18 protein-coding genes are annotated in these 14,150 nt (G+C 64.7%); 8 read left to right on the forward strand and 10 right to left on the reverse strand.

Annotation, left to right across the window (positions count from 1 at the left end; genetic code table 11):
- Nucleotides 1–111: 111 nt before the first annotated feature.
- The 4 genes from F6X61_RS25105 to prlC all read right to left on the reverse strand — a co-directional run bounded on the left by F6X61_RS25105 (nucleotide 112) and on the right by prlC (nucleotide 4,804).
- Nucleotides 112–831, reverse strand: coding sequence for a carbonic anhydrase (locus tag F6X61_RS25105; protein WP_153789023.1), 720 nt, complete (start codon nucleotides 829–831; stop codon nucleotides 112–114).
- A gap of 392 nt (nucleotides 832–1,223) precedes the next feature.
- Nucleotides 1,224–2,279 carry a PA0069 family radical SAM protein gene (locus F6X61_RS25110; protein WP_371923759.1) on the reverse strand — a complete coding sequence of 352 codons (1,056 nt, stop codon included), beginning with the start codon at nucleotides 2,277–2,279 and terminating at the stop codon, nucleotides 1,224–1,226.
- Nucleotides 2,280–2,468: 189 nt separating this feature from the next.
- Nucleotides 2,469–2,756 (reverse strand): YheV family putative zinc ribbon protein, encoded by a 288-nt coding sequence (locus F6X61_RS25115; protein ID WP_153789025.1) that lies wholly within the window; start codon nucleotides 2,754–2,756, stop codon nucleotides 2,469–2,471.
- The gene (gene prlC / locus F6X61_RS25120; RefSeq protein WP_256671424.1) at nucleotides 2,753–4,804 is read right to left on the reverse strand and encodes an oligopeptidase A; all 2,052 of its coding nucleotides are present in this window, start codon (nucleotides 4,802–4,804) and stop codon (nucleotides 2,753–2,755) included. The genes F6X61_RS25115 and prlC overlap by 4 nt, the downstream gene beginning before the upstream one ends.
- Nucleotides 4,805–4,906: 102 nt before the next feature.
- On the opposite strand from prlC, the gene F6X61_RS25125 reads away from it, so the two are divergent.
- Complete coding sequence (locus tag F6X61_RS25125; RefSeq protein WP_153789027.1) at nucleotides 4,907–5,449, forward strand: gamma carbonic anhydrase family protein; 543 nt, start codon at nucleotides 4,907–4,909, stop codon at nucleotides 5,447–5,449.
- 114 nt (nucleotides 5,450–5,563) lie between these two features.
- The gene (locus tag F6X61_RS25130; RefSeq protein WP_153789028.1) at nucleotides 5,564–6,211 is read left to right on the forward strand and encodes an HAD family hydrolase; all 648 of its coding nucleotides are present in this window, start codon (nucleotides 5,564–5,566) and stop codon (nucleotides 6,209–6,211) included.
- A gap of 52 nt (nucleotides 6,212–6,263) precedes the next feature.
- Here F6X61_RS25130 and F6X61_RS25135 read toward each other — a convergent pair whose 3' ends face one another.
- Complete coding sequence (locus F6X61_RS25135; protein ID WP_153789029.1) at nucleotides 6,264–7,376, reverse strand: aminopeptidase; 1,113 nt, start codon at nucleotides 7,374–7,376, stop codon at nucleotides 6,264–6,266.
- 67 nt (nucleotides 7,377–7,443) lie between these two features.
- On the opposite strand from F6X61_RS25135, the gene F6X61_RS25140 reads away from it, so the two are divergent.
- Nucleotides 7,444–7,857: a hypothetical protein gene (locus F6X61_RS25140; RefSeq protein WP_110994102.1), complete on the forward strand. Its 414-nt coding sequence runs from the start codon at nucleotides 7,444–7,446 to the stop codon at nucleotides 7,855–7,857.
- Nucleotides 7,858–7,912: 55 nt separating this feature from the next.
- Complete coding sequence (locus F6X61_RS25145) at nucleotides 7,913–8,326, forward strand: hypothetical protein (RefSeq protein WP_125462054.1); 414 nt, start codon at nucleotides 7,913–7,915, stop codon at nucleotides 8,324–8,326.
- A gap of 135 nt (nucleotides 8,327–8,461) precedes the next feature.
- On the opposite strand, the gene F6X61_RS25150 is transcribed toward F6X61_RS25145, so the two are convergent.
- Together F6X61_RS25150 and F6X61_RS25155 are read right to left on the reverse strand one after the other, a co-directional pair.
- Nucleotides 8,462–8,695: a DUF1161 domain-containing protein gene (locus tag F6X61_RS25150; RefSeq protein ID WP_153789030.1), complete on the reverse strand. Its 234-nt coding sequence runs from the start codon at nucleotides 8,693–8,695 to the stop codon at nucleotides 8,462–8,464.
- A gap of 74 nt (nucleotides 8,696–8,769) precedes the next feature.
- Nucleotides 8,770–9,195, reverse strand: a complete 426-nt coding sequence (locus F6X61_RS25155) for an OsmC family protein (protein ID WP_153789031.1) — start codon at nucleotides 9,193–9,195, stop codon at nucleotides 8,770–8,772.
- A gap of 154 nt (nucleotides 9,196–9,349) precedes the next feature.
- Here F6X61_RS25155 and F6X61_RS25160 point away from each other — a divergent pair, with 154 nt between their 5' ends.
- A complete protein-coding gene (locus tag F6X61_RS25160; protein WP_153789032.1) occupies nucleotides 9,350–10,354 on the forward strand; it encodes an LLM class flavin-dependent oxidoreductase in 1,005 nt (334 codons plus the stop codon).
- A gap of 99 nt (nucleotides 10,355–10,453) precedes the next feature.
- Here F6X61_RS25160 and F6X61_RS25165 read toward each other — a convergent pair whose 3' ends face one another.
- Entirely contained in the window at nucleotides 10,454–10,675 is a 222-nt protein-coding gene (locus tag F6X61_RS25165; RefSeq protein ID WP_153789033.1) for a DUF1161 domain-containing protein, read from the reverse strand.
- A 102-nt stretch (nucleotides 10,676–10,777) separates the two neighbouring features.
- A complete protein-coding gene (locus F6X61_RS25170) occupies nucleotides 10,778–10,993 on the reverse strand; it encodes a dodecin (protein ID WP_023632599.1) in 216 nt (71 codons plus the stop codon).
- A 151-nt stretch (nucleotides 10,994–11,144) separates the two neighbouring features.
- Here F6X61_RS25170 and F6X61_RS25175 point away from each other — a divergent pair, with 151 nt between their 5' ends.
- Nucleotides 11,145–11,468 (forward strand): YqjD family protein, encoded by a 324-nt coding sequence (locus F6X61_RS25175; protein WP_110994096.1) that lies wholly within the window; start codon nucleotides 11,145–11,147, stop codon nucleotides 11,466–11,468.
- Here the strand turns inward: F6X61_RS25175 and F6X61_RS25180 are convergent.
- On the reverse strand, nucleotides 11,465–12,361 hold the full coding sequence (locus F6X61_RS25180) for a LysR family transcriptional regulator (protein ID WP_153789034.1): 897 nt from the start codon (nucleotides 12,359–12,361) through the stop codon (nucleotides 11,465–11,467). The genes F6X61_RS25175 and F6X61_RS25180 overlap by 4 nt on opposite strands.
- Before the next feature lie 164 nt (nucleotides 12,362–12,525).
- Between F6X61_RS25180 and trpB the strand changes: the two genes are divergently transcribed.
- Both trpB and trpA read left to right on the forward strand, forming a co-directional pair.
- The gene (gene trpB, locus F6X61_RS25185; RefSeq protein WP_153789035.1) at nucleotides 12,526–13,743 is read left to right on the forward strand and encodes a tryptophan synthase subunit beta; all 1,218 of its coding nucleotides are present in this window, start codon (nucleotides 12,526–12,528) and stop codon (nucleotides 13,741–13,743) included.
- Nucleotides 13,740–14,150: tryptophan synthase subunit alpha (gene trpA, locus F6X61_RS25190; protein ID WP_153789036.1), on the forward strand; the 411-nt coding region annotated here is incomplete at its 3' end. The genes trpB and trpA, both read left to right, overlap by 4 nt.

Raw genomic sequence — 14,150 nt, forward strand, 5'->3', positions numbered from 1 at the left:
GCCAGCGGGTTTGCCGGCAAGACGTTCGGGGGAATTCAAGGCAGGCGAAGGCCGCGCCGCACCCGTGGGGTGCAGCCGGCTATCAAGGTTCGTTCAGCGTGGTCGGGTCGCTTAGTAGCGGCCTCTCGGAGTAGCGGAAGGAATCGGCTCGCCTGCGGTCAGCGGCAGGAAACGGTCGCTGGCGGCATCGTAGGCTTCGATCTGGCTGGTCTCGATGTCGTACAGCCAGCCATGGATGTGCAGCTGGCCCGCAGCCAGGCGCGAGGCCACCGATGGGTGGGTGCGCAGGTGGTGCAGCTGGGCGATGACGTTTTCCTTGGTCACCAGTTGCATGCTTTCGTGCGGGGTGCCGCAGGAGCAGTTGTCTTCGACCACGGTACGCGCCACCTCGGCGTGGCGCAGCCAGGCCGCGACCGTCGGCATCTTGTCCAGCGAGTGCGGGTTGAGCACCGCGCGCATGGCGCCACAGTCAGAGTGGCCGCAGACGATGATGTGGTGCACGCCCAGCGCCAGCACCGCGTATTCGATGGCGCTGGAAACGCCACCGTTCATCTGGCCGTACGGCGGCACCACGTTGCCGACGTTACGGGTGACGAACAGGTCGCCCGGCGAGCTCTGGGTGATCAGCTCGGGGACGATGCGCGAGTCGGCACAGGTGATGAACATGGCGCGGGGCTTTTGCGCGGTGGCCAGCTTCTTGAACAGCTCTTGCTGCTCGGGGAAGACCTCGGTGTGGAACCGCAGGAAGCCGTCGACGATATGCTTCAGGGCGGCATCGGCGCTTTCAGCGGGTGCGGCCGGGACAACCTTGGATGGGTCCTTGACGGGCATGATTCATCCTCTTGACGGTTTGAAGGTAAGTTCCATGTTACCGGGGAAAGATTATGGCTATGCGGGGATTTAGATGACACGCACAGGCAAATGATCACAGTCGCTGTGGACTGGATTCCTACGCTAGCGGGGAAAACTTAACTGAAACTTAATTTGGGCGGCTCTAGAACGGGCGTTCCAGAGGTTTTCGGCGGGATCTGGATAATAGCAAAAAAGCATCAGTTGCCAATACCCACGAATGATTTTGATGCCTGGCATTAGCGACGCTGGGGGTAGCGTTGCAGGGGATGACGCAGACCTTGTGGGAGCGGCTTCAGCCGCGAAGCAGGCGACGCGATGGCTGGCACCGGCTTTGCCGGTGTTCGCGGCTGAAGCCGCTCCTACAGACGCATTCAGAACAACGCCATCTGCCCGCCCGGCGGGCAGAATGCCGTGCAATCCAACGCAAGCTCCTCCCGCCCCTCGAACCCCAGACGCCTGGCCGCCTTGCGAAACCGTTGCGCCAGCAGTTCGGCGAACACACCTTCACCACGCATCCGCGCGCCAAACCGGCTGTCGTACAGCTCGCCACCCCGGCTCTGGCGGATCAGACTCAGCACATGCTCGGAGCGTTGCGGGTAGTGATCTCGCAGCCACTGCTCGAACAGCGGCGCCACCTCCAGCGGCAGGCGCAGCATCATGTACGCCGCGCTCTGGGCACCGGCTTCCTTCGCCGCTTCCAGCAGGCGCTCCAGCTCACTGTCGTTGATCATCGGGATCATCGGCGAACACAGCACACCCACCGGCACCCCAGCCTCGCGCAAGACCCGAATCGCGCGCAAACGCGCTTTCGGCGCGGCGGCACGGGGCTCCAGCGTGCGCTTGAGCTCATCGTCGAGGGTGGTGAGGCTGATCATCACCCGCGCCAGGCGCTGGCTGGCCAGTTCGCTGATCAAGTCGAGATCGCGCAGGATCAGCGAGCCCTTGGTGACGATGGTCACCGGATGGCGGTAGCGCAGCAGCACCTCCAGCAGCCGCCGGGTGAGTTGCTGCTCACGTTCGATGGGCTGGTAGGGGTCGGTGTTGGAGCCCAGGTTGATCGGCGCGCAGACGTAGCCCGGTTTGCTCAGTTGCTGTTCGAGCACCTCGGCGGCGTTGGTCTTGGCGATCAGCTTGGTTTCGAAGTCCAGGCCGGGGGAGAGGTCCCAGTAGGCGTGGCTGGGGCGGGCGTAGCAGTAGATGCAGCCGTGCTCGCAGCCACGGTAGGGGTTGATGGAGCGGTCGAAGGGCAGGTCGGGGGAGGTGTTGCGGGCAATGATGGTCTTGGCCAGCTCGATCCGCACCTCGGTGCCCTGGGTGAGCGGGACTTCCTGGTACCAACCGTCGTCCTCGGCCACCGAGTGGTTGGGGGCGAAGCGGTTGTGGGGATTGGCGGTGGTGCCGCGGCCACGGAGGGGGGTTGGCTTCATGATGAAAAACCCGAATTACTGTATGCGCATACAGTAATCCGAGCTCGGCAGGATAGCTACAACCGATCATCGCGGGGCAAGCCCGCTCCCACGCTGTGGTCTACCCCAAAGATTTGGCTTGGTGTCCAACTGCTTTGGGGGCAGCCCAGGGATCAGATCGTGGGAGCGGGCTTGCCCCGCGATTAGACTTCAGTCCTGCGGCTTCTTCAGCTTCGGGTTGGGGAAGAACTGCACCGTCTGCACCTGCACTTTCACCGGCGCCGCCTTCGGCGCCAGCTGGTTGACCCGCGTACCGAGCTCCTTGGGCACCGACAGCCCTTGCTCATTCAACGTATCGGTGAACCCGCAGGCCATGCACTCGCGGTGCGGCACATCGTCTTCGCTCCACATCATCAGCTTGTCCATCTCGCTGCACGCCGGGCACACGGCCCCGGCGATAAAGCGTCGCTTGGTCTTGCTCACGGCTACCTCACTCATGCCGCTGCGTCCTCGCTCAGGCCGCAGTGGCGCAGCAATGCATCGATGGAAGGCTCACGGCCACGGAAGTCGACGAACAGCACCATCGGCTCGCGGGAACCGCCCCGGGCCAGGATCGCCTCGCGGAACGCGCGGCCGGTCTCGGCATTGAGCACGCCTTCCTCTTCAAAGCGCGAGAAGGCGTCGGCCGACAGCACTTCGGCCCATTTGTAGCTGTAGTAGCCCGCCGCGTAACCGCCGGCGAAGATGTGCGCGAAGCTGTTGGGGAAGCGGTTGTACGCCGGTGGGCGCATCACCGTGACTTCGTCGCGCACGCCCTCGAGCACCTGCAGCACGCTGCGGCCGTCACCGTGGGTGGCGTGCAGTTCGAAGTCGAACAGCGAGAACTCCAGCTGGCGCACCATCATCATGCCGGACTGGAAGTTCTTCGCCGCCAGCATCTTGTCCAGCAGGTCCTGGGGCAGTGGCTCGCCGGACTCATAGTGACCAGAGATCAGCGCCAGGCCTTCCGGCTCCCAGCACCAGTTCTCCATGAACTGGCTCGGCAGCTCCACCGCGTCCCAGGCCACACCGTTGATGCCGGACACACCGGCATGCTCGATGCGGGTCAGCAGGTGGTGCAGGCCGTGGCCGAACTCGTGGAACAGCGTGGTGACTTCATCGTGGGTCAGCAGCGCAGGCTTGCCGGGCGCGGCCGGGGTGAAGTTGCACACCAGGTTGGCCACCGGGCTCTGCAGGCTGCCGGCCGCGGTACGGCGACGGTCGCGGGCGCCGTCCATCCAGGCACCGCCGCGCTTGTTGGCACGGGCGTAGAGGTCGAAGAAGAAGCGGCCGACGTGCTGGCCGTTTTCCTTGATCTCGAACAGGCGCACATCCGGGTGCCAGGCGTCGAAGCCCTTGAGCTCGGCGATTTCGATGCCGTACAGGCGCTGGACGATGGCGAACAGGCCGGTCAGCACCTTGTCGATCGGGAAGTAGGCGCGCAGGGCTTCCTGGGACACGCTGTAGCGCTGCTCGCGCAGCTTCTCGCCGAAGTAGCCAGCGTCCCAGCTGGCCAGTTCCGGGGTGCCCTGCTCGGCGGCGTAGGCCTTGAGCTGGGCAAGGTCCTGCTCGGCGAACGGCTTGGAACGCTTGGCCAGGTCACGCAGGAAGCTCAGCACCTGATCGCTGGACTCGGCCATCTTGGTGGCCAGGCTCAGCTCGGCGAAATTCGGGTAGCCCAGCAGCTTGGCCAGTTCCTGGCGCAGGTCGAGGATCTGCGCCATCACCGGGCCGTTGTCGAACTGGCCGGCATTCGGGCCCTGGTCGGAGGCGCGGGTGCAGTAGGCGGCGTACAGCTCTTCGCGCAGGGCGCGGTCGCTGGCGTAGGTCATCACCGCGTAGTAGCTGGGGAATTCGAGGGTGATCAGCCAGCCATCGAGGCCTTTGGCCTGGGCGGCGGCAGCCATCTGCGCCTTGGCCGAGTCGGTCAGGCCGGCCAGCGCGGCTTCGTCGGTGACGTGCTTGGTCCAGGCCTGGGTGGCGTCGAGCAGCTGGTTGGAGAAGCGGCTGCCTAGCTCGCTGAGCGTGCTCTGCACTTCGGCGTAGCGCTGCTGCTGGTCGGCCGGCAGGTCGATGCCCGACAGGCGGAAATCGCGCAGGGCGTGCTCGATGATGGTCTTCTGCGCCACATCGAAGCTCGCAGCCTCAGGGCTGTTGGCCAGGGCCTGATAGGCGTCGAACAGGGCGCGGTTCTGGCCCAGTTCGGTGGAATAGGCGCTCAGGGCCGGCAGGCAGGACTCGTAGGCCTCGCGCAGTTCCTGGCTGTTGCACACCGCGTTGAGGTGGCTGACCGGGCTCCAGGCGGCGCTCAGGCGGTCGTTCAGTTCGTCCATGGCCAGCACCAGGCCGGCCCAGCTCGGGTTGTTGCCCTGCGTCTCGAGGATGTCGGCGATGGCCTTGCGGTTGTCGGCAAGGATCTGCTCGATCGCCGGCAGCACATGCTCGGCGCGGATGGCCGAGAAGGGCGGCAGATCGTGGGACTGCAGCAGCGGGTTGTTCGCACTCACGGTTCGGGTACCTTGGCAGGAGAAACACGGGACCATCTTAATTACAATCGACGCCGACCGCAGCAGGCAGCCTGCCTATCGGCATTGCAGAGGAACACTATCATGGCCCTCCGGACCTTCCAGGAACACACGCCGAAAGTGGGAGCACGGGCCTTCGTCGACCGTTCGGCGGTGGTCATCGGCGACGTCGAGATCGGTGACGACAGCTCGATCTGGCCACTGACGGTGGTACGCGGCGACATGCACCGCATCCGCATCGGCGCGCGCACCAGCGTGCAGGATGGCAGCGTGTTGCACATCACCCACGCCGGGCCCTTCAACCCTGATGGTTTCCCGTTGATCATCGGCGACGAGGTGACCATCGGTCACAAAGTCATGCTGCATGGCTGTACCCTGGGCAACCGCATCCTGGTGGGCATGGGCAGCACCATCATGGATGGCGCCATCGTCGAGGACGAGGTGATCATCGGTGCCGGCAGCCTGGTGCCGCCGGGCAAGCGCCTGGCCAGCGGCTACCTGTACATGGGCAGCCCGGTGAAACAGGTGCGGCTGCTGAGCGAACAGGAACACGCGTTCTTCGCCTACAGCGCCGGCAACTACGTCAAGCTCAAGGACCAGCACCTGGCCGAAGGCTTCGACCAGTAAACCCAGTTTATGTCGTGGGAGCGGCGGTTCGGCGCCCCGACTTGCCCCGCGATAGCGTCATCGCGGGGCAAGCCCGCTCCCACAGCGCCACCTATTTCAGGCACCCATAAAACCATGCACCAGCAGAACATCCTCTTCGACCTAGACGGCACCCTGACCGACCCGCGCCTGGGCATCACCCGCTCGATCCAGTACGCCCTGGCCAAGCTGGGCATCGACGAGCCGGACCTTGCCCGCCTCGAACACTTCATTGGCCCACCCCTGCTGCAGGCGTTCATGCAGTTCTACCACTTCGACGAAGCCAAGGCCTGGGACGCGGTGAACTTCTACCGCGAGCGCTTCAAGGTGACCGGGCTGTACGAAAATCGGGTGTTCGACGGCGTGCCGGAGTTGCTGCAGGCGCTCAACGGCCAAGGCCGCACGCTGTACATCGCCACCTCCAAGCCGTGGGAGTTTGCCCGCGAGATCGCCCGCCACTTCGCCTTCGACCAGCACTTCAAGGTGATCTACGGCAGCGAACTGGATGGCACCCGGACCAACAAGGTCGAGCTGATCCGCCACCTGTTGGACGAGGAAGGGCTGGACCCGGCGCAGACCTTGATGATCGGTGACCGCAAGCATGACCTGATCGGCGCGCGCAGCAATGGTTTGCAGGCGGTGGCGGTGGGGTATGGGTTTGGGAGCCGCGAGGAACTGCAGGCCGAAGCGCCGGCGTTCCATTTCGAGACCCTGGCCGAGCTGCATCAGGCGTTCGTTCGCTGATTCAAACCTCATCGCGGGGCAAGTCGCATCGGCGCACCGCCGCTCCCACGGACTAGATCGTGGGAGCGGGCTTGCCCCGCGATGAGGCCAGCTCTGCCAACGCCGATTTGCGCTGCTCGATCGGCAATCGCCCCAGCGCCTCGACTCGCTGATAGAAAACCAGCCAATCCCCACCAACCTCCTTGAACAGCTGCGAAAACGCCGGAACCCACTGGTCATACAGCCCAAACGGCAACAACTTCGCATTGTTCATCGGCGCAAAGATCCAGGCATCGAAGCGCCGATCCCCGGCCCAGTCCCGATCCCGTACCTCACGGTACTCGCGCCGCAACCGCTCGAACTCCGCCTGTTTGGCCATTCGCTTGCCCGCTTCATCCAGCGGCCCGGCATAGATCGCCTGCAAGCGTTCGCGGCTGGCCAATACCAGGCGAATGAAGGCATCACGCTGCCCGGCCCCACGCTCCTCGACCGCTGCCAGCCCACGCGCCGCGCGCCATTGCCGGGTACCTTCCTGCTCGACGAAGGAGGCGAATGACTCGTTGAACTCGGTATCGTCCTGCACATAGAAGCGCTGGTGCGCCAGCTCATGGAAGATCACCGTGGCCAGGCGCTCGTCGCCCCAAGCGGCCATGCTGGACAGGATCGGGTCGTCAAACCAGCCCAGCGTCGAATACGCCTCCACACCCCCGACATAGACATCCAGGCCCTGCTGGCGCATCAACGCCGCAGCACCGCGGGCAGCACCCTGCTGGTAATAGCCGCGATAGGCCACACAACCGGCGATGGGGAAGCAATGAGTGACCGGCTGCAGCGACAGCTCGGGGGTGGCGAACACATTCCACACCACGTAGGGCCGACCCAGCTCGGCATACACCCGGTAACTGCCATTGTCCGGCAGTTTCAGCTGCTCACTGGCAAACACCCGGGCCTGCTGGGCGAACAGCAGGTGCTGGCGCAGCTCCGGGCGCGTGGCCGGGTCGTCGATCACCTGCGCCACGGGCTGGCGCGCGCGCAACAGCTGCCATTGGCCCTCGGCCAACTGACCGTAGTAACCCAGGCTGGAACAACCGCTCAGCAGGACGCCGAGCGCGACGGGAACCAAGCGGGTGAAAACGCGGTCCAGACCCGGACGGCTGCAGCGCGTGAAAAGAAAAAGTCCAAACATCGAGGCTGTCTATCTCGCTCGTCGGCCGAATGCGACCAAGACTATCTTGCCAAGGGGGAGCTTCGCCATGCGTACTCGGTTTGCCGTGGGCACACTCATGCTGCTGTCCGGCTGTGCCACCTTGCCCGACCCGGACCCGAACCAGGCCTGGATCGACCTGGCCCCGCACGACAACGCCTCGCTGCATGCCGTGCAGGTGGATGAACGGGCCTGGGCCGACAACCGCTATTTCGAAGTGCAGCCCGGCAATCATGAGCTGACCGTGCGCTACCAGTTCGCCGTGACACCCAGCAACATCGGCCCGGTGGACGAGCCGCTGTGGCGCGACTGCCAGCTGAATCTCACCTACAAGGGCTTCACCGCCGGCCAGCGCTACCAGATGCAGGCCGGCAGCATTGGTTTTCGCCCCTGGATCAAGCTGTATGACCAGCAGCAGAAATTGATCGGCCAGGGCGAACCGGCAGGCTGCCAACGCACCTGAAGGCCGCGAACGGCGCTATGCTTATGGCCTGTGAATCGCGAGCGGGAGTTTCGCCATGCGCCAGCCCATGATGCTGTTCGCCATCAGCGCACTGGGGGCTTGCGCCAGCCCCTTGCCGCCAGTCGATCCAGGCAAGGCCTGGATCGACATGTACACCGTCACCCCCGGCCGCACCCTCATGGCCGACCGCCTGGACGGCAAGCGGCTCGAGGATGGCCGCTACTTCCAGGTGACGCCGGGCAAGCATGAGCTGGTGGTGCGCTTCGACTTCGAGGTGTATTCCGGCGGCTTCAGTACCGACCCGACCGAGCGGACCTGCTACCTCACCGTACGCTACGACGACTTCAAGGCCGGCGAGCGTTATCGCCTGGAGGCGCGGGCGCCGGTGATGCAGCCGCAGGTGCTGCTGTACGACGCCAATCGCAAGGTGGTGGTGAATGAACCGAGCAATGTGTTCTGCATTCCCTAGGAATCTGTAGGAGCGGCCTCGTGCCGCGATGGGCCGCGCAGCGGCCCCGACGATTTCTGTTTGATGCTGAAATCCTGGGGCCGCTACGCGCCCCATCGCGTCACAAGGCCGCTCCTACAGAGGTCGAGGCCGACCCTAGCGATCATTCTTCTGGTAGATGATCTTCTTGGTGCCACCCTCGCAACTTCCCACGACCATGCTCTGATCATGGACTTCACTGTTGGGCACGATCTCCAGCGTGTAGGAGGTTACCCCGCGCGCCTGGATCTTTGCCTCGATCTCGGCCTTGAGTTCCTCGCACGGCTTGACTGCGGCCAGTGCACCCGTGGCCATCAGCGAGGCCAGCACGGCAATTGCTACGCGGATCATGGAACCACTCCTGAAAGGGCAGGCGGGCTGCCGATGCTGCTTAGACTACCGCAAACCGCCGCCGTTGCGCCGGCCTAGGTCAGCAAGGTGGCATCCAGGCTGATCGTCGCATTCAGCACCTTGGACACCGGGCAACCGGCCTTGGCCTTGTTGGCGATCTCCTGGAACTGCGCCTCGCTGGCGCCCGGCACTTTCGCCTTGAGCGTCAGGTGCACCGCCGTGATGGCGAAGCCGTCGGCCTGCTTGTCCAGGCTCACTTCGGCAAAGGTGTCGATGCGCTCCGGGGTCAGGCCAGCCTCGCCCAGCATCATCGACAGGGCCATGGAGAAACACCCGGCATGGGCCGCGCCGATCAGTTCTTCGGGGTTGGTCCCCGGGATGCCCTCGAAGCGGGTGTTGAAGCCGTAGGGGTTCTGCTTGAGCGCGCCGCTTTCGGTGGACAGAAAACCGTGGCCATCCTTCAGGCCGCCTTGCCAGATCGCCGATGCTGTCTTCTTCATGTTGCCTCCTGGTCACAGGGTGGGGTGCTTATGGTTCTGAGGACCCTGCCCACGCCAAGTTCAGATCAATCCACTGGCAGGCATTGAATCCTTCGAATCTGCCCATACAGAGTCTGCAAGGCCCTTGGCCAACCACTTGCTGCGGAGGCTTTCGATGACGCACCTGCGAGACCTGAAATTTTCCACCCTCGACCTGGTGCCCGTGCGCGCCGACGGCGGCCCGGCGCAAGCGCTGCGCAACTCGCTGGACCTGGCGCAACACGCCGAACGCTTTGGTTATCACCGTTTCTGGGTGGCCGAGCACCACAACATGGATGGCATCGCCAGCTCGGCCACCGCCGTGCTGATCGGCTACCTGGCCGGTGGCACCTCGACCATCCGCGTCGGCTCTGGCGGGGTGATGCTGCCCAACCACGCACCGCTGGTAGTCGCCGAACAGTTCGGCACCCTCGCCAGCCTGTACCCGGGCCGCATCGACCTGGGCCTGGGCCGTGCCCCCGGCTCCGACCAGATGACCGCCCGCGCCTTGCGCCGTGAGCGCTCCGGCAGCGCCGACGATTTCCCGGATGACGTCGAGGAGCTGTCGCGCTACCTCGGCCCGCGCACCGACGACCAGAAGGTCATCGCCGTGCCCGGCCACGACACCGAGGTGCCAATGTGGCTGTTGGGTTCGAGCCTGTTCAGCGCCCAGCTGGCCGGCATGCGCGGCATGCCGTACGCCTTTGCCTCGCACTTCGCGCCGCGCTACATGCACGAGGCAATTCGCATCTACCGCGACCACTTCAAGCCTTCCACCACACTGGACAAGCCCTACGTGATGCTCGGGGTACCGATGGTGGTGGCCGAAACCGACGAGAAGGCCGAATACCTGGCCACCTCGGTGTACCAGCGCATCCTGGCGTTGATCCGCGGCCAGAGCCTGATGCAGCGCCCGCCTGTCGAGAGCATGAACGGGCTGTGGCTGCCTCATGAGCGAGACGCGGTGAGCAGTTTCCTGGGCCTGGCGATGATCGGCAGCCCGCAGAAGGTGCGGGCCAAGGTGGAGGTGCTGCTGGAACAGACCGGGGCGGATGAGCTGATCTTTACCAGTGACCTGTATGAACATGCGGACCGGATCCGGTCTTATGAATTGATGGCGCAGGCCCTCAAGACCGAATGATCTTCATCGCGGGTAAACCCGCTCCCACAGGTATTCCACTGTTACCAAAGTCAGTGGAATACCTGTGGGAGCGGGTTTACCCGCGAAAAACGCACGGCATCAGCCGCGACGGTAGACAATCTCTTTGGCGCCACCCTCACAGGTACCCACCACCTTGCCCGCCGGGTCGCCTTTGTTGACGATCTCCAGCGAATAACCCTTCACGCCCTTGGCATCCAGCTTGGCGGCAATCTCTGCCTTGAGCTCTTCGCACGGCTTGCCTGCCGCCATCGCACCGCCGGCCAGCACCATCAGGCCTACTGCCACAATCAACTTCTTCATCTATCGCGTTCCTTGTACAGATCAAAGTCGAAAAGGGCGCAGCCTGTGCGCCCTGCAAACCTGTTACCGCATCATGCCGGGCGAGGCCAGCCCGGCTGCCTGTCAGCTGTTGGCGATGCGGAAGCCCACCTTCAACGTCACCTGGAAGTGCGCGGCCTTGTTGTCGCGGATATGCCCGCGGGTATCGATCACCTCGAACCATTCCAGGTGCTTGATGCTCTTGCCGGCCTCGGCCAGGGCATTGTTGATCGCCTCTTCGATGCTGGTGGGCGAGGACCCGACCAGCTCGATCTTCTTGTAAGTGTGATGATCGCTCATGCGTGCGCTCCTTGGGTGAAGTGTCAGTTCAGCCTAGCAGTGCCGGCCTGGTTTACCTGCGAGCAATGACGCAGGTGAAAGTTCGATCGCACTTTCAGCCCGCCGCGCAGTCGCACCCTGTACACCTCATCCACCGCGAAGGAGAGTCACCATGGCCCACAACTCGCTGCGCAAAGCGTCGCTGGAAAGCATGGAAGCCGAGATCGAGAGCCTGCTCAAGACCTTGGAACACCTCAAGCACGACGCCTCGGAAGAATCGCAGAAAACCATGAAGGCGCTGCGCGGTAGTGCCGAAAGCGCCCTCAAGCACTCGCGCAGCCTGCTCAGCGATGCCTATGCGGATGTCAAAACCCGCACCCGCGAAACCGGTATCGCCACCCGCGACTACGCCCAGGAGCACCCCTGGACCACCGCCGGTGTGGCCGTTGGCGCCCTTGGCCTGCTGGCCGCCTACCTGCTGTGCCGCCGCAACTAACCCGCCTGCCGTTGCAGCTCCTGGCGCAGCCATTGCGCCAGTTGCTCGGCGCGACCATCATCGGCGCGCCGAGGCACCCACAGGGCCAAGGCCGCACGGGTGGGTGAAAAGCCCCAAGGTGCTGCCAACCGCCCGGCTTTGAGGTCATCCGCCACCAGTGGCTGCGGCGCGATGGCCACGCCCAGCCCAGCCACCGCCGCTTCCAGCAAGTAGTACAGATGCTCGAAAGCCTGGCCGTAGTTCAATGCTTCAGGCGCCAGGCCCTGCTGCGCTGCCCAGGTCGGCCAGGCCTGCGGTCGCGAGGTGGTGTGCAGCACTGCTTCTCGTTGCAAAGCCACGGCTGGCGCGGCTTTCAAACGATCGAAGCCTTCGAAGTGCGGGCTCAGCACCGGGCCGATTCGCTCCTCGGCAAGCACATGCACCTGCATGTCCGCCGGCCACGGCGGCTCGGCGTACACCAGCAGCGCGTCCAACCCTGGGCGCCGCGGATCGAGGTCGCCTTCGCCCGCTGACAAGTGCAGGCGCAACTCCGGCAGGTCCGCTTTCAAACGCCCAAGGCGCGGGATGAACCAGCGCGCCAGCAGGCTGCCGGAACAGCCGAGCACGAACGGCGCTTCGTCCGCCGTGCGCGAAAGCTCGGCACACACGCCGCGCAGACGGTCGAACGCCTCGAAGCTGGCATCGCGCAGGCGCGCGCCGGCATCTGTGAGTTTGACGCCGCGCCCGTCCTTGACGAACAGCGCCACCCCAAGGTGCTCTTCAAGCACCTTGATCTGCCGGCTGACCGCGCCGTGAGTCACATGCAGCGCTTCGGCGGCCTGGCTGACACTGTTGAGCCGGGCGGTGGCCTCGAAGGCGCGCAGGGCGTTGAGGGGGGGAAGGTCCTGGGCCATATGACTTGTGAGTTTTTCTGACGAGTTTGCGCAATCTTATCGGTTTTCAGCCGAGCGTGTGCTGGTTAGAGTAGGCCTCATCGACCAGCGTCAGCCGCATCGCGGGGCAAGCCCGCTCCCACGCAGGCGTTGTCACTCTGTCAAATTCGCCTATGGAGCGCCCCATGTCCCAGTCCCAATACCGCCCCGGCCCCGACGCCAACGGCCTGTTCGGCTCGTTCGGCGGCCGCTACGTGGCCGAAACCCTGATGCCGCTGGTGCTCGACCTTGCCCGCGAATACGAAGCCGCCAAGGCCGACCCCAAGTTCCTCGAAGACCTGGCCTACTTCCAGCGCGACTACATTGGCCGCCCCAACCCGCTGTACTTCGCCGAACGCCTGACCGAACACTGCGGCGGCGCGAAGATCTTCTTCAAGCGTGAAGAGCTCAACCACACCGGCGCGCACAAGGTGAACAACTGCATCGGCCAAGTGCTGCTGGCAAAGCGCATGGGCAAGAAGCGCCTGATCGCCGAGACCGGCGCCGGCATGCACGGCGTGGCCACCGCCACCGTCGCCGCGCGCTTCGGCCTGCCCTGCGTGATCTACATGGGCGCCACCGACATCGAGCGCCAGCAGGCCAACGTGTTCCGCATGAAGCTGCTGGGCGCCGAGATCGTCCCGGTCACCGCCGGCACCGGCACCCTGAAGGACGCCATGAACGAGGCCCTGCGCGACTGGGTCACCAACGTCGACGACACCTTCTACCTGATCGGCACCGTGGCCGGCCCGCACCCGTACCCGGCGATGGTCCGCGACTTCCAGTCGATCATCGGCAAAGAGACCCGCGCCCAGCTGCACGAGAAGGAAGGGCGCCTGCCCGACAGCCTGATCGCCTGCGTCGGCGGCGGCTCCAACGCCATGGGGCTGTTCCACGACTTCCTCGAAGATGAAAGCGTCAAGATCATCGGCGTCGAAGCCGGCGGCCACGGCGTGCACACCGACAAGCACGCGGCCAGCCTCAACGGCGGCGTACCGGGCGTGCTGCACGGCAACCGCACCTACCTGCTGCAGGACGACGACGGCCAGATCACCGACGCCCACTCGATTTCCGCAGGCCTGGACTACCCCGGCATCGGCCCGGAGCACGCCTATCTGCACGAAGTGAAGCGCGTGGAATACGTCAGCATCACCGACGACGAAGCCCTGGCTGCCTTCCACACCACCTGCCGCCTCGAAGGCATCATCCCGGCGCTGGAAAGCTCCCACGCCCTGGCCGAGGCGATCAAGCGCGCGCCGACCCTGCCCAAGGACCACCTGATGGTGATCTGCCTGTCCGGTCGCGGCGACAAAGACATGCAAACCGTGATGAACCACATGGCCGCCCAGGAGAAACAGGCATGAGCCGTCTCGAACAACGCTTCGCCGAACTCAAGGCCGAAGGCCGCGCGGCCCTGGTCACCTTCGTCACCGCAGGCGACCCTGGCTACGACGCCTCGCTGAAGATCCTCAAAGGCCTGCCGGCCGCCGGCGCCGACGTGATCGAGCTGGGCATGCCATTCACCGACCCGATGGCCGACGGCGTGGCCATCCAGCTGGCCACCCTGCGCGCGTTGGAAGCCGGCCAGACCCTGGCCAAGACCCTGCAGATGGTGCGTGAATTCCGTGTGGACAACCAGGCCACGCCGATCGTGCTGATGGGCTACTACAACCCGATCCACCGCTTCGGTGTGGACAAGTTCGTCGCCGAGGCGAAAGCGGCGGGTGTCGATGGCCTGATCATCGTCGACCTGCCGCCGGAGCACGATGCC

The sequence above is a fragment of the Pseudomonas sp. EMN2 genome, from assembly GCF_009650555.1.
Taxonomy (GTDB): Bacteria; Pseudomonadota; Gammaproteobacteria; order Pseudomonadales; family Pseudomonadaceae; genus Aquipseudomonas; species Aquipseudomonas sichuanensis.

Excerpts from the sequence above, each read along its gene's own strand:
- F6X61_RS25105 (WP_153789023.1), bottom strand. The coding sequence starts at position 831 with ATGCCCGTCAAGGACCCATCCAAGGTTGTCCCGGCCGCACCCGCTGAA.
- F6X61_RS25110 (WP_371923759.1), bottom strand. The coding sequence starts at position 2,279 with ATGAAGCCAACCCCCCTCCGTGGCCGCGGCACCACCGCCAATCCCCAC.
- F6X61_RS25115 (WP_153789025.1), bottom strand. The coding sequence starts at position 2,756 with ATGAGTGAGGTAGCCGTGAGCAAGACCAAGCGACGCTTTATCGCCGGG.
- F6X61_RS25125 (WP_153789027.1), top strand. The coding sequence starts at position 4,907 with ATGGCCCTCCGGACCTTCCAGGAACACACGCCGAAAGTGGGAGCACGG.
- F6X61_RS25130 (WP_153789028.1), top strand. The coding sequence starts at position 5,564 with ATGCACCAGCAGAACATCCTCTTCGACCTAGACGGCACCCTGACCGAC.
- F6X61_RS25135 (WP_153789029.1), bottom strand. The coding sequence starts at position 7,376 with ATGTTTGGACTTTTTCTTTTCACGCGCTGCAGCCGTCCGGGTCTGGAC.
- F6X61_RS25140 (WP_110994102.1), top strand. The coding sequence starts at position 7,444 with ATGCGTACTCGGTTTGCCGTGGGCACACTCATGCTGCTGTCCGGCTGT.
- F6X61_RS25145 (WP_125462054.1), top strand. The coding sequence starts at position 7,913 with ATGCGCCAGCCCATGATGCTGTTCGCCATCAGCGCACTGGGGGCTTGC.
- F6X61_RS25150 (WP_153789030.1), bottom strand. The coding sequence starts at position 8,695 with ATGATCCGCGTAGCAATTGCCGTGCTGGCCTCGCTGATGGCCACGGGT.
- F6X61_RS25155 (WP_153789031.1), bottom strand. The coding sequence starts at position 9,195 with ATGAAGAAGACAGCATCGGCGATCTGGCAAGGCGGCCTGAAGGATGGC.
- F6X61_RS25160 (WP_153789032.1), top strand. The coding sequence starts at position 9,350 with ATGACGCACCTGCGAGACCTGAAATTTTCCACCCTCGACCTGGTGCCC.
- F6X61_RS25165 (WP_153789033.1), bottom strand. The coding sequence starts at position 10,675 with ATGAAGAAGTTGATTGTGGCAGTAGGCCTGATGGTGCTGGCCGGCGGT.
- F6X61_RS25170 (WP_023632599.1), bottom strand. The coding sequence starts at position 10,993 with ATGAGCGATCATCACACTTACAAGAAGATCGAGCTGGTCGGGTCCTCG.
- F6X61_RS25175 (WP_110994096.1), top strand. The coding sequence starts at position 11,145 with ATGGCCCACAACTCGCTGCGCAAAGCGTCGCTGGAAAGCATGGAAGCC.
- F6X61_RS25180 (WP_153789034.1), bottom strand. The coding sequence starts at position 12,361 with ATGGCCCAGGACCTTCCCCCCCTCAACGCCCTGCGCGCCTTCGAGGCC.
- trpB (WP_153789035.1), top strand. The coding sequence starts at position 12,526 with ATGTCCCAGTCCCAATACCGCCCCGGCCCCGACGCCAACGGCCTGTTC.